This window comes from Asanoa sp. NPDC050611 (assembly GCF_040654855.1).
Taxonomy (GTDB): domain Bacteria; phylum Actinomycetota; class Actinomycetes; order Mycobacteriales; family Micromonosporaceae; genus Asanoa.
The window spans coordinates 1-13,962 of the sequence record NZ_JBFAIU010000199.1; the positions used below are offsets into that span (position 1 = coordinate 1).

The window sequence follows — 13,962 nt, forward strand, 5'->3', positions numbered from 1 at the left end:
GGCTCCGTGGCGTCCGGTTCGATGTGCGGTGTCGTCCAGCCGCGGTAGAGCGGGTCGTCGCCCGCGGGTCCGCGACGAGCACACCGTGCTCGTTGAGGCGCTCGATGAGGCCGGACGGCGACGAGTCGTACACGATCGCCAGCGCGCGCAGGTCGTCCGCGCGGATCGAGAGGACCCGGCCGTTGTAGTCGCCGCGCTGCTGCTGGATGGCGCGCGCGTAACGGGCCACGTAGGCGAGCTCCTCCGAGGCCTCGTCGTAGAGGCGCTCGAGGTCGAGCACGATCTTGTTGGTGGGCTCGTGCCGGACGCCGCTGCCGTCGGGCAGCAGTTCCGAGACCGGAACCCGGTAGAAGTCGGCGAGCTCGGCAAGGCGGGAGACCGTCACGGCCCGGTCACCGCGCTCGTAGGAGCCGACGACGACCGCCTTCCAACGGCCGTTCGACTTCTCCTCCACACCTTGCAGGGACAGGCCCTGCTGTTGGCGGATGGAGCGCAGACGCGCGCCCAACGACTTGGCGTACTCAGAAGCCATTGACGACTCTCCCAGTGCTGGTACCCGGGGTTCTCCCCAGCGATCGCTACGGAGCGTGACGGTACGGGGAATGAGAGAACTGGTCAAGTGCTCATTACCCATCACTTGGGATGACTGTCTTCTCTTGTCCGAATTTTCCTGCACCATGCATCAACGACTCACGCGGGTGAGACGCACGGCACGCTGCGCTTACCCGCCCGGTCCCCGCTGGTAACGTGATCGGCGGTTCGCCGAAGACATCCTTTAACGACCCGTCCCGTGAGGCGGGGAAGGAGGTCCGCCGTGGCCTATCCGCAGGCCGCTTCATCCTCGACGACGTCCGGTTCGCCACCGTCTGTGAAGGTCATCCTCACTGAGACGGATCTGCAGCGGGTCGTCGACCGCATCGCGCACCAGATCCTCGAGAAGACCGACGGTGCCGCGGGCACCGTCCTGCTCGGCATCCCGACCCGCGGCGTCCCGTTCGCCCATCGGCTGGCCCGCCGGATCGCCGCTTTCGAGGGCGTCGACGTTCCGGTAGGTGTGCTCGACGTCACTCTTTACCGTGACGACCTCCGCCTCAAGGCCACCCGCGCGCTCGGTCCGACCGACCTGCCCGCCGGTGGCATCGACGGCCGGCGGGTGATCCTCGTCGACGACGTCCTGTTCTCGGGCCGCACGGTCCGCGCCGCCCTCGACGCCCTCTCGGACCTCGGCCGGCCCAGCTCGGTGCAGCTCGCCGTGATCGTCGACCGCGGGCACCGGGAGCTTCCGATCCGCGCCGACTACGTCGGCAAGAACATCCCGACCGCGCGTACGGAGATCGTGAAGGTCACGCTCGCCGAGACCGACGGCAACGACGAGGTACGCCTGCTCGGCGAGGAGGCCGCGAAATGATCAAGCACCTGCTCTCCGCCGCCGACCTCGACGCACAGCACGCGACGCTGGTCCTGGACACCGCGGCCGAGCTGGCCAACCTGTCGAGCCGCGAGGTGAAGAAGCTGCCGACGCTGCGCGGGCGCACGGTGGTCAACCTATTCTACGAGGACTCGACGCGTACGCGGATCTCGTTCGAGGCGGCCGCGAAGCGGCTCTCGGCCGACGTCATCAACTTCTCCGCCAAGGGCTCCAGCGTCTCCAAGGGCGAGAGCCTCAAGGACACCGCGCTGACCCTGCAGGCGATGGGCGCCGACGCGGTCGTGGTCCGGCACCCGGCCTCCGGCGCGCCGCACCGGCTGGCCCAGTGGGTCGACGGTTCCGTGGTCAACGCCGGCGACGGCACGCACGAGCACCCGACGCAGGCGCTGCTCGACGCGTACACGATGCGCTCGCGTCTCGGTCGGCTCGCCGGCCTGCACGTCGCGATCGTCGGCGACGTGCTGCACAGCCGGGTCGCCCGGTCCAACGTCCTGCTGCTGACCACGCTCGGTGCCAAGGTCACCGTGGTCGGCCCGCCGACGCTGATCCCGGTCGACGTCGGCCCGGCGCTCTCGCCCGACCTGCGGGTCTCCTACGACCTCGACGCGGTGCTGCCGGACGTCGACGTGGTGATGATGCTGCGCGTCCAGCGCGAACGGATGAACGACTCCTACTTCCCGTCGACCCGGGAGTACGCGCGCCGCTACGGGCTCGACGCGACCCGCATGCGCCGCCTGCCCGAGCACGCGATCGTCATGCACCCCGGCCCGATGGTCCGCGGCATGGAGATCACACCGGAGGTGGCCGACTCGGCCCGCTCCACGATCGTCGAACAGGTCACCAACGGCGTCTCCGTCCGGATGGCCGTCCTCTACCTGCTCCTGGGGGGCAAATGAGCACCACGTACCTGGTCAAGGGGGTCAGCGTCCTCGGCGCCGACCCGACCGACCTGCTGGTCCGCGACGGCGTCGTCGCGGAGGCCGGCGCGTCGGCCCGCGGCGCCCAGGTGGTCGACGGCGCCGGCCTGGTCGCGCTGCCCGGCCTGGTCGACCTGCACACGCACCTGCGCGAGCCCGGCCGTGAGGACGCGGAGACCGTCGAGACCGGCTCGCGGGCCGCGGCGCTGGGCGGCTACACCGCCGTCTGCGCGATGGCCAACACGTCGCCGGTCGCCGACACCGCGGGCGTCGTCGAGCAGGTCTGGCGCCTCGGTCGCGAGGCCGGCCTGGTCGACGTGCAGCCGATCGGCGCGGTGACCGTCGGGCTGGCCGGCCAGCACCTCGCCGAGTTGGGCGCGATGGCCGACTCGGCCGCCAAGGTGCGGATCTTCTCCGACGACGGGCACTGCGTGTCCGACCCGCGGCTGATGCGCCGGGCGCTGGAGTACGTGAAGGCGTTCGACGGCGTGATCGCCCAGCACGCCGAAGAGCCGCGGCTGACCGAGGGCGCCCAGATGCACGAGGGCGAGGTCTCCGCCCGGCTCGGGCTGACCGGCTGGCCGGCCGTGGCCGAGGAGGCGATCATCGCCCGCGACGCGCTGCTCGCCGGGCACGTCGGCGCCCGCCTGCACGTCTGCCACGTCAGCACCGCCGGCTCGGTCGACGTGATCAGGGCGGCCAAGGCGGCGGGGGTACGCGTGACCGCCGAGGTGACGCCCCACCACCTGCTGCTCACCGACGAGCGGGCCACCTCGTACGACCCGGTGTTCAAGGTGAACCCGCCCCTGCGCACGCAGACGGACGTGACCGCGCTGCGCCAGGCGCTCGCCGAGGGCCTGATCGACATCGTGGCCACCGACCACGCGCCGCACGCGGTGGAGGACAAGGAATGCGAGTGGGCGTACGCGCGCCCCGGCATGCTCGGCCTCGAGACCGCACTGTCGATCGTGCTCGACGTGCTCGGCCCCGACTGGGAGCTGATCGCGCAGCGGATGTCCCGCACGCCGGCCCGGATCGCCGGGCTGGCCGAGCACGGCCACACCCCGGCCGCCGGTGCGCCGGCCACCTTCACGCTGGTCGACCCCGCGGCCCGCTGGGAGGTCGACCCGACCGGGTCGGCGTCCCGCTCGCGCAACACCCCGTACGCGGGGATGACCCTGCCCGGCCGAATCGTCGCGACGTTCCTGCGTGGCGAGCCGACGGTGCTGGACGGAAAGGCAGTGAAATGAGGCGCCCCGCGCTGCTCGTCCTGGAGGACGGGCGGACGTTCCACGGTGAGTCCTACGGCAGCGTGGGCGAGACCTTCGGCGAGGCGGTGTTCACCACCGCGATGACCGGCTACCAGGAGACGCTGACCGACCCGTCGTACCACCGGCAGGTCGTCGTGCAGACGGCACCGCACATCGGCAACACCGGCGTCAACGACGAGGACGACGAGTCGGCCCGGATCTGGGTCGCCGGCTACGTCGTGCGCGACCCGGCCCGGCTCGCCTCCAACTGGCGGCACACCGGCGACCTGGAGGACCGGCTCGCCGCCGAGGGCGTGGTCGGCATCTCGGGCGTGGACACCCGGGCACTGACCCGGCACCTGCGCGACCGCGGCGCGATGCGGGTCGGCATCTCCAGCGTCACCGACGACCCCGACGCGCTGCTGCGCAAGGTGCGCGAGGCGCCCGAGATGGTCGGCGCGGACCTGTCGGCCGAGGTGACCACCGCGAAGCCGTACACCGTGCAGGCCGTTGGTCCCCACGAGTTCACCGTCGCGGCGGTCGACCTCGGCATCAAGCGCAACGTCGCGCGACGCCTGGCCGCGCGCGGCGTGACCACGCACGTGATGCCGGCGTCGTCCACGATCGACGACCTGCTCGCCACCGGCGCCGACGCGATCTTCTTCTCGCCCGGCCCGGGCGACCCGGCCACCGCGGACGGGCCGGTGGAGCTGGCCCGCGAGGTGATGCGGCGGCAGATCCCGCTGTTCGGCATCTGCTTCGGCTCGCAGATCCTGGGGCGGGCGCTCGGCTTCGGCACCTACAAGCTGGGCTTCGGGCACCGCGGCAGCAACCAGCCGGTGCTCGACCGGACCACGGGCAAGGTCGAGGTCACCTCGCACAACCACGGTTTCGCGGTCGACGCGCCGCTGGACGGCAGCGTCTCGACCGACTTCGGCGACGTCGCGGTGTCGCACGTCTGCCTCAACGACAACGTTGTCGAAGGGCTGCGGGCGCACGACGTCCCGGCCTTCACGGTCCAGTACCACCCGGAAGCGGCCGCGGGTCCGCACGACGCGGACTACCTCTTTGACCGGTTCCGGGAGCTCATCGCGGGGGAGAAGGTCAGTGCCTAAGCGGAGCGACCTCAAGCACGTGCTCGTCATCGGCTCCGGGCCGATCGTGATCGGGCAGGCGTGCGAGTTCGACTATTCGGGTACGCAGGCGTGCCGGGTGCTGCGGGCCGAGGGCCTGCGGGTCAGCCTGGTCAACTCGAACCCGGCGACCATCATGACGGACCCGGAGTTCGCCGACGCCACGTACGTCGAGCCGATCACGACCGAGTTCCTCGAGCTGGTCATCGCCAAGGAGCGCCCGGACGCGATCCTGCCGACGCTGGGTGGGCAGACCGCGCTCAACGCCGCGGTGGCGCTGCACGAGTCGGGCGTGCTCGACAAGTACGGCGTCGAGCTGATCGGCGCCGACATCGAGGCGATCCAGCGGGGCGAGGACCGGCAGAAGTTCAAGGAGATCGTGGCCAAGGCCGGCGCCGAGACGCCGCGCTCGCGGGTCTGCGACTCGATGGAGTCGGTCCGCGCGGCCGTCGACGAGCTGGGCCTGCCGGTGGTCGTCCGGCCGTCGTTCACGATGGGCGGCCTCGGCTCCGGCATGGCGCACAACCAGGAGGACCTCGAGCGGATCGCCGGTGCGGGCCTGACCGAGTCGCCGGTGCACGAGGTGCTGATCGAGGAGAGCGTGCTCGGCTGGAAGGAGTACGAGCTCGAGCTGATGCGCGACAAGCACGACAACGTCGTGGTCGTCTGCTCGATCGAGAACCTCGACCCGATGGGCGTGCACACCGGCGACAGTGTCACGGTCGCGCCGGCGATGACGCTGACCGACCGCGAGTACCAGACGCTGCGGGACGTCGGCATCGCGGTGCTCCGCGAGGTCGGCGTCGACACCGGCGGCTGCAACATCCAGTTCGCGGTCAACCCGCGCGACGGCCGGCTCGTGGTCATCGAGATGAACCCGCGCGTCTCGCGCTCGTCGGCGCTGGCCTCGAAGGCGACCGGCTTCCCGATCGCGAAGATCGCGGCGAAGCTGGCCATCGGCTACACGCTCGAGGAGATCCCCAACGACATCACGCTGGAGACGCCGGCCGCGTTCGAGCCGGCGCTCGACTACGTGGTCGTGAAGATCCCGCGGTTCGCGTTCGAGAAGTTCCCTGGCGCCGACCCGGAGCTGACCACCACGATGAAGTCCGTCGGCGAGGCGATGAGCCTGGGCCGCAACTTCACCGAGGCGCTCAACAAGGCGATGCGCTCGATGGAGACCGGAGCGGCCGGCTTCTGGACGGCGCCCGACCCGGCCGGTGCGACGCTGGCGTCCACTCTGGACGAGCTGGGCACGCCGCACGACGGCCGGCTCTACACGGTCGAGCGCGCGCTGCGGCTCGGCGCTTCGGTGGCCGACGTCGCCGCCGCGTCCGGCGGGATCGATCCCTGGTTCCTCGACCAGATCGCCGCGCTGGTCGACCTGCGCGCCGAGATCATCGCGGCGCCGGTGCTCGACCTGCCGCTGCTGCGCCGGGCCAAGCGGGCGGGTCTGTCCGACCGGCAGCTCGCCGCGCTGCGGCCCGAGTTCGCGGGCGAGGACGGCGTGCGGCGGCTGCGGCACCGGCTCGGGCTGCGGCCGGTCTACAAGACGGTCGACACCTGCGCTGCGGAGTTCGCGGCTCGCACGCCGTATCACTACTCCTCGTACGACGAGGAGACCGAGGTGGCGCCCTCGGACCGGCCCAAGGTGCTGATCCTGGGGTCGGGGCCGAACCGGATCGGGCAGGGCATCGAGTTCGACTACTCGTGCGTGCACGCGGTCATGGCGTTGCGGGGCGCGGGCTACGAGACCGTGATGGTCAACTGCAACCCCGAGACGGTGTCGACCGACTACGACACCGCGGACCGGCTCTACTTCGAGCCCCTGACCTTCGAGGACGTCCTCGAGGTGGTCCACGCCGAGTCCGAGTCCGGCAAGGCGGGCGGCGGGCCGGGCGTGGTCGGCGTGGTCGTGCAGCTCGGCGGGCAGACGCCGCTCGGCCTGGCCCAGCGGCTCAAGGACGCCGGCGTCCCCATCGTCGGCACCACCCCGGAGTCGATCAACCTGGCCGAGGACCGGGGCGCGTTCGGCGCGGTGCTGGCCAAGGCCGGGTTGCGCGCGCCGGCACACGGGACCGCCACGTCTTACGACGAGGCCAAGGCGATCGCGGACGAGATCGGCTACCCGGTGCTCGTGCGGCCCTCGTACGTCCTCGGCGGTCGGGGCATGGAGATCGTCTACGACGACCCGACGCTGTCCGCCTACATCGCCCGGGCCACGGAGATCTCGCCGGCCCACCCGGTGCTGGTCGACCGCTTCCTCGACGACGCGATCGAGATCGACGTGGACGCGCTCTGCGACGCCGACGGCGAGGTCTACCTGGGCGGCGTGATGGAGCACATCGAGGAGGCCGGCATCCACTCCGGCGACTCGGCGTGCGCGCTGCCGCCGATCACGCTGGCCGCGTCGAACCTGGCCGAGGTGCGGCGCTACACCACCGAGATCGCCCGCGGGGTCGGCGTGCGCGGCCTGCTCAACGTGCAGTACGCGCTCAAGGACGACGTGCTCTACGTGCTCGAGGCCAACCCGCGCGCGTCGCGGACCGTGCCGTTCGTGTCCAAGGCGACCGCGGTGCCGCTGGCCAAGGCGGCCGCCCGGATCATGCTCGGTGCGACCGTCGCCGAACTGCGCGGCGAGGGCCTGCTGCCGCCCACGGGCGACGGTGGCGACCTGCCGGCCGACGGGCCGACCGCGGTCAAGGAGGCGGTGCTGCCGTTCAAGCGGTTCCGCACGCCGGCCGGGCGGGGCGTCGACTCGCTGCTGGGTCCGGAGATGAAGTCGACCGGCGAGGTGATGGGCATCGACCCGGCCTTCGGCAACGCGTACGCGAAGTCGCAGGCGGCCGCCTACGGCACGCTGCCCACGTCCGGGCGGATCTTCGTGTCGGTGGCCAACCGCGACAAGCGCAGCATGATCTTCCCGATCAAGCGGCTGGCGGACCTGGGCTTCCAGATCGTCGCGACGGTCGGCACCGGCGAGGTGCTGCGCCGGCACGGCATCGCCTGCCAGATCATCCGCAAGCACTGGGAAGAGGCGGGCTCCGGGCCGGACGCGATCTCGCTGATCCGCAACGGCGAGATCGCCCTGATCGTCAACACACCGCAGGGCTCGGGCGCGTCCGCGCGCTCGGACGGCTACGAGATCCGCAGCGCGGCGGTCACCGCGGACATCCCGTGCATCACCACGGTGCCGGGCGCGGCGGCCGCGGTGATGGGCATCGAGGCGCTGATCCGGGGTGAGATGACGGTCCGCCCGCTGCAGGACCTGCACGCGGCGCTGCGCGGGGGCGGGCGTGCTGTTTGCCGTCACGGTGCCGGTCACGGTCGACGACAACGGCAGCCCGGCACAGTGCCAGGTCACGCTCTCGTCCGGTGGTCGCTCGGTGGCCAGCGGCTGGCAGGCTTGCGGCAACATCACCGTGGGCGCGTGGCGCGCGGGCACCGCGTACTCCTATGTGGTCTCCGGGCGCAACAACGCCGGCCAGGTCGACCTGCCGGCCCGCAACGCCTCGACCACGACGGTCAACGGCGTCGTGACCTGCAACGACAGCGGGGGCACCTACTGCGACACCGGGATCGGCATCTACACCGGCACGCGGCAGGTGCAGAGCGAGTCGCCGGGCACCGCGCAGAACGGCACGCGCTTCCAGGCCTGGTGCAAGAAGACCGGCACCAACATCCGGGCCGCGCAGTACAACAGCAACAAGGCGAGCACGTGGTGGGTGCAGATCACGTTCAAGGGCGACGTCACCTACATCCCGTTCGCGTGGCTCAACCTCGACAACGGCGACAACATCAACGGCCTGCCGACGTGCGTGTGAGGACCCGGTGACCCAATCACAGGAGCCGTTGCCGCCCGGGCACATCCAGGGCTTCGCCGGCCTGGCCGGGCGGCTGGCCGACGCGATCGGCGCGGTCGTGCTCGGCAAGGACGAGGTCGTGCGGCTCACGCTGACGGCGTTGTTCGCGCAGGGGCACGTGCTGCTCGAGGACGTGCCCGGCGTCGGCAAGACCACGCTGGCCCGCGCGCTGGCGGCGACCGTGCACGGGCAGTGGCGGCGCATCCAGTTCACGCCCGACCTGCTGCCGTCCGACGTCTCGGGCGTCACGATCTTCAACCAGGCGACCCGTGGCTTCGAGTTCCACCCGGGCCCGGTGTTCGCCAACATCGTCATTGCCGACGAGATCAACCGCGCGTCGCCGAAGACCCAGTCCGCGCTGCTCGAGGTGATGGAGGAGCGCACGGTCACGGTCGACGGCGTCCGCCACGGCGTCCCACGGCCGTTCCTGGTGGTGGCGACGCAGAACCCGGTCGAGATGGACGGCACCTACCGGCTGCCGGAGGCGCAGCTCGACCGGTTCCTGATGAAGCTGTCGGTGGGCTACCCCGACGAGGCGGTCGAGATCGAGGTGCTGCGCGGCGCGACGCTGCGCTCCCCCGACGCCCTGGAGCCGGTCACCGACACGGCGACGGTGGGCGAGATGGTGCGGATGGCGCAACAGGTGCACATCGCCGACCCGCTCTACTCCTACGCGGTCCGGCTCGCGGCCGCGACGCGCACGCATCCGCAGGTCCGCGTCGGCGTCAGCCCGCGCGGCGTGATCGCCCTGACGCGGGCGGCGTGCGCATACGCGCTGATCAACGGCCGCGGGTACGTGCTGCCCGAAGACCTGAAGGCGCTGCTCGGTCCCGTGTTCGCGCACCGGATCCTGCTGACTCCGGACGCCCAGCTCCGCGGGACGACCGCGGAGGAGGTCCTGGCCGACGCGACGCGGACGGTGCCGGTGCCGCTGCCGGGCGGTGGCGGCCCGGGTGGCTCCGCTCCGCCGACCAATGGGCGGGCGGCCGCCGCGTCGGGTCGCGCTTCGGGCACGGCGGCGCCGGCCACCTACGGGTCGCCGGCCCAGGCGAACGGCGCGGCACACCCGACCGGCGCAGGCCACCCCGGACCAGCCACCTACAGCTCGCCGGCCCAGGCCAACGGCGCGGCACACGCGACCGCCGCCGTCCGCACGGCTCCAGCAGCCGGCGCGCCGCGCACCGCAGACAGCGCACCCGTCCGATTCGAAGGTGCCGAGCAAGGAGCCAACGGGGGCTCGCATGCTGCCGCCGGTCGGCGCGAGGCGCCGGCTTCGCGCGCCCGCGCGGTTGCCGACGCGCGGCCTCGGCGCTGGCGGGCGGCGTTCGGTGGTTTCGGGTTCGGCGGGCCGCGGCCGCTGCCGGGGAGCTAACCCGTGCGGCCGACCGCCCGGGGCATCGGGCTGGCGGTGGCCGGCGTGGCGCTGGTCGTCGTCGGATGGCGCTTCGGTTACGCCGAGCTGGCCGCCCTCGGCGGTGCCGCGCTCGTCGCGGTCGTGTTCGCCGTGCTGCATGCCGCCTGGCGGCCCCGGCTGTCCGTGACGAGGCAGGTCGAGCCCGACCGCGTCGCCCGCGGTGAGCCCGCCGGCGTTTCGCTGACCGTGCGCAACAGCGCGCGCCTGCGCGCCGCCAACCTGATCGCGCACGACCGCTGCGGCGCGGCCACCGTGCCGGTGCCGGTGCTGCGGCTCCGGCCCGGGCGCGACACCACAGTGGACTATCCCGTGCCGACGACGCGGCGCGGTGTCGTGCGGGTCGGGCCCCTGCGGGTGGCGCGGCGCGACCCGCTCGGGCTCGTCACCGCCGCGCGGTCGCACGGTGGCACCGGCTCCGTCTGGGTGCATCCGCGGATCCATCCGCTCTCCGCCGTGCCCACCGGCGCGATGCGCAGCCTCGACGGGCGGGTCGACAGCGTCCCGCACGGGACGATCACGTTCGACTCGTTGCGCGAGTACGTCGTCGGCGACGAGCTGCGCCGCGTCCACTGGCGCACCAGCGCGCGGATCGGTGAGCTGATGGTGCGCGAGCAGCTCGACACCAGCCTGCCCAAGCTCGTCGTGCTCCTCGACAACCGGCCCACCGCCCATCCGGACCGCAGCGGCGGCGAGGCGCCGACGTTCGAGGCCGCGTGCGAGGCGGCCGCGTCCGTGGTCACCGCCGCCGCCCGCGAGGACGTCGACGTCACCTTGCTGTTCGTCGCCGGCGACCCGACGCCCGCGACCCGCCCGCTCGACCGGCTCGCCGAGGCGGCCCTGGTCGCCGGGGATCTCAGGGCCGCCACCGACCGGCTCCGCCAGCAGCGCGCGGGCGACACGGTGATCTTCCTGACCGGCACCGGGGCCCGCGGCGATCTCGGCCTGGTCGGCGCGCTGCGCGGCCCGTACGCGGCCGTCGTCGCGGCCGTCTTCGGTGACGGTGGCACGCCGGCCGCCGCCGACGGCATGGTCGTCCTCGACACCCGCGACGGCGAGGCCTTCGCCGCGGCCTGGGACGGGGTGCGCGGATGGTGAGGTTCGCGCGGGCCGCCGTACCCCCGCTGGCCCTGATCGTCATGATCACGGCCGCTGCGCTCGCCCTCGGCCGCGTCTACGCCGGCACCGTCCTGGTCCCGCTCGTCGCCGGCGCCGGAGCGGCCGCGGTGCTGGTCTCGGTCGCCTCCCGCCGCGCGCCGTCCTGGCTCGTGGCCCCGCTGTCGGTACTCGCCATGGCCGCCTACACCCTCGGCGCGCTCTGGTGGTCGGCCAACCGCGCCGGCCTGACCGATCCGTTGCGGGACCTCGTGGTCGAGGCCGCCCGCAACGGCATCCCCCGGCTGCTGACCGCGATGATCCCCGTCGAGCCGACGCCCGACACCGTGATCGTGCCGGTCGTCGCCGCCTGGCTGGCCGGCCTAGCCGGCGCCGAGCTCGGCTTACGGTGGGGACGGCTGCTCATCGGCTACGGCCCACCGGTGCTGCTCTTCGCCGGCACCCTCTACGTCGTCGGGCCCAACGCCGCGGCCGCGGTCGGGCCGGTCCTCATGGTCGTCGTCGCCGGCGCGCTCGGGCTCGCGGTGACCGGCCGCCCGCCCGCGCCCGACCAGGATCTGCCGAGGACGGCCGGACTCGCCCTCCAGATCCGCGCGGTCGCCGCCGCGGTCGCCGTGATCGCGCTCGTCGCCGCGGCGGCGCCGCTGGTCACGAGAAGGGTGGAGGCGACGCCGGTCGATCCGCGGCAGTACGTGCAACCGCCGCAGGTCGACAGCCTCGACGAGAACCCGCTGATCCGCATCTCCGGTTGGGCGCTCAACCCCGACCAGCAGCTGTTCGACGTGCGCAGCGACCGCTCCGGCCCGACCCGGATCCGGCTCGCGGTGCTGTCCGACTACGACGGGATCACGTGGCGGGTCGGCGCCGTCTACCGGGGAGCCGGCCGGGTCCTGCCCGCACCCGCCACGCTGCCGGCCAACGCCGTGGCGCCGGTGAACCAGCGCATCGAGATCGGCGACCTGTCCGGCCGGCTGCTCCCGGCGGTGCCGACACCGTCGCGTGTGGACGGTGTGCGCGTGGCGTACGACCCCACGACCGGCACCATGATCGAGCCGGACGGGTTGCGCCCCGGGCTGGCGTACACCGTGTCCTCGCTCGAGGAGGAACCCGACCTCAACCTGCTGACCGCCGCGGACGTGCCGTTCGGTGACGGGATCGCGCGGATGCTGGCACTCGGCCCCGGCGCGCCCGACCGGATCCGCGAGCTGTCGGACCGGCTGGCCGCGGACGCGGGCGGCGGCGCGTACCAACGGGCGCTCGGCATCGAGGACTACCTCGCCACGCACTACAAGATGGTCGCGGACGCACCGAGCGGGCACGCGTACCCCAATCTGGCCTTCTTCCTCTTCGGCCCGGCCAACGGCGGCGGCCAGCAGGGCACGTCGGAACAGTTCGCGGCGGCGTACGCCGTGCTCGCCCGGATGATGGGCCTGCCCACCCGGATCGTCGTCGGCTTCCGCAGCGAGACCGGCACGGGTCCGGTCCGCGGCGCCGACGCGCAGGCGTGGCCCGAGGTCTACTTCACCGACGTCGGCTGGGTGGCCTTCGACCCGCTGCCCAAGCCGGACACGGTGCCGGAGCCGCCGGAGCGCGAGCCGCCCAAGCCGGACCCGCCGACCCCGCCGCCCTCGGAGGCGCCGCTGCCGACCCTGGAGCCGACGGCCTCCCCGACCGCGGGGCCGATCGTCGCGGTCGCGCCCGGCGGTTCGGGCCTGCTGCCCGTGTACGCGGGCGGTGGCGGCGGCCTCCTCCTGCTCGTCGTCGTGGCGCTGCTCGCGCTGCTGCTGCGCAGGCGCGGGCTCACCGAGCGCCGCCTGGCCGGCGGCACACCGGGCCAGCGTGTCGCCGGCGCGTGGCTCGAGGTCCGCGACGCCCTGCGCCTGGCCGGCGACCCCGCGGCGGCGCACCTGTCCGCCACGGAACTGGCCGGCCACGCCGAGGCGGCCGTCCGCCACCAAACAGCCACCGCGGGCGACGACCCGCGCGCGCCCGAGCTGGCCGCCCTCGTCGACCTGGTCAACCGCGACGCCTTCGCCCCCGCCCGGACGGGCGAACCGGAGGCGACCGCGGCCGCCGGCGCCGCCCGCACCTACACCGCACGCCTGCGCGCCACCCGGTCCCGCTGGCGCCGGCTGATCTGGCCGTTCCACCCGGGCCCGCTGCGCTGGCAGCGCGACGACTGACCACCGCGACAGCCCGCGAGGGGCATGGTCACGCACCGAAGTCGGGCCGGGGTTGGGCGGCCACACACATGAACGGCGGGTAGCTTGAGCATTGAGGGCGCCTGCTCGCGCGGCGCACCGACCGTACGACCCGCGAGGAGAACGGCATGCCCGCGCCGCCCAACGGTTTCGAGCCGAAACGTACCGCGCTGCTGGTGATGGATTTCCAGAACGGGATCGTGGGGCGCCTGGCGGATCCCGACCCGCTGGTAACAAGGGTCCGCGACGTGATCGCCGACGTGCGCGCCCACGGGGGCGTCATCGGCTTCGTACGGGTCGCGTTCACCGACGAGGACTACGCGACCGTGCCGGCCACCAACATCACCTTCGCGGCCGCCGCCGAGAACCGGACCATGGGCGACGACGACGCGAGCACCGCGATCATCGACGCGCTCGCGCCGCAGCGGGGCGACATCGTGGTCCGCAAGGTACGCGTCGGCGCCATGTCGACCACGGACCTGGACCAGCGCCTGCGCGCCCGCGGCGTCAACACGGTCGTCCTGACCGGCATCAGCACGAGCGGCGTCGTCCTCTCCACGGTGATGGACGCGGCGGACCGCGACTACCGCGTCTACGTCCTCTCCGACGGCGTCGCCGACTCCGACCCCGAACTGCACGACA

At 72.9% G+C, this 13,962-nt stretch carries 8 protein-coding genes and 2 pseudogenes; 9 read left to right on the forward strand and 1 reads right to left on the reverse strand.

Going from position 1 to position 13,962, the window contains the following annotated elements; all coding sequences use genetic code 11:
* Positions 1–532: transcriptional regulator (locus AB0H87_RS26565; protein ID WP_360151045.1), on the reverse strand; the 532-nt coding region annotated here is incomplete at its 3' end.
* 282 nt (positions 533–814) lie between these two features.
* On the opposite strand from AB0H87_RS26565, the gene pyrR reads away from it, so the two are divergent.
* The 9 genes and pseudogenes from pyrR to AB0H87_RS26610 all read left to right on the forward strand — a co-directional run.
* The gene (gene pyrR / locus AB0H87_RS26570) at positions 815–1,408 is read left to right on the forward strand and encodes a bifunctional pyr operon transcriptional regulator/uracil phosphoribosyltransferase PyrR (RefSeq protein ID WP_360151048.1); all 594 of its coding nucleotides are present in this window, start codon (positions 815–817) and stop codon (positions 1,406–1,408) included.
* Positions 1,405–2,325, forward strand: a complete 921-nt coding sequence (locus tag AB0H87_RS26575) for an aspartate carbamoyltransferase catalytic subunit (protein WP_360151051.1) — start codon at positions 1,405–1,407, stop codon at positions 2,323–2,325. Before pyrR ends, AB0H87_RS26575 begins: the two co-directional genes overlap by 4 nt.
* A complete protein-coding gene (locus tag AB0H87_RS26580; protein WP_360151054.1) occupies positions 2,322–3,596 on the forward strand; it encodes a dihydroorotase in 1,275 nt (424 codons plus the stop codon). The genes AB0H87_RS26575 and AB0H87_RS26580 overlap by 4 nt, the downstream gene beginning before the upstream one ends.
* Entirely contained in the window at positions 3,593–4,711 is a 1,119-nt protein-coding gene (gene carA, locus AB0H87_RS26585; protein WP_360151057.1) for a glutamine-hydrolyzing carbamoyl-phosphate synthase small subunit, read from the forward strand. Before AB0H87_RS26580 ends, carA begins: the two co-directional genes overlap by 4 nt.
* Positions 4,704–8,015: pseudogene (carB, locus tag AB0H87_RS26590) on the forward strand (carbamoyl-phosphate synthase large subunit); the annotation flags it as partial. The gene carA and the pseudogene carB, both read left to right, overlap by 8 nt.
* 566 nt (positions 8,016–8,581) lie before the next feature.
* A pseudogene (locus tag AB0H87_RS26595) lies at positions 8,582–9,529 on the forward strand (MoxR family ATPase); the annotation flags it as partial.
* Positions 9,530–9,967: 438 nt separating this feature from the next.
* Entirely contained in the window at positions 9,968–11,101 is a 1,134-nt protein-coding gene (locus AB0H87_RS26600; RefSeq protein WP_360151060.1) for a DUF58 domain-containing protein, read from the forward strand.
* On the forward strand, positions 11,095–13,302 hold the full coding sequence (locus AB0H87_RS26605) for a transglutaminaseTgpA domain-containing protein (protein WP_360151064.1): 2,208 nt from the start codon (positions 11,095–11,097) through the stop codon (positions 13,300–13,302). Before AB0H87_RS26600 ends, AB0H87_RS26605 begins: the two co-directional genes overlap by 7 nt.
* A gap of 146 nt (positions 13,303–13,448) precedes the next feature.
* Positions 13,449–13,962 (forward strand): cysteine hydrolase (locus AB0H87_RS26610; protein ID WP_360151067.1); only part of this gene is annotated, 514 nt, incomplete at its 3' end.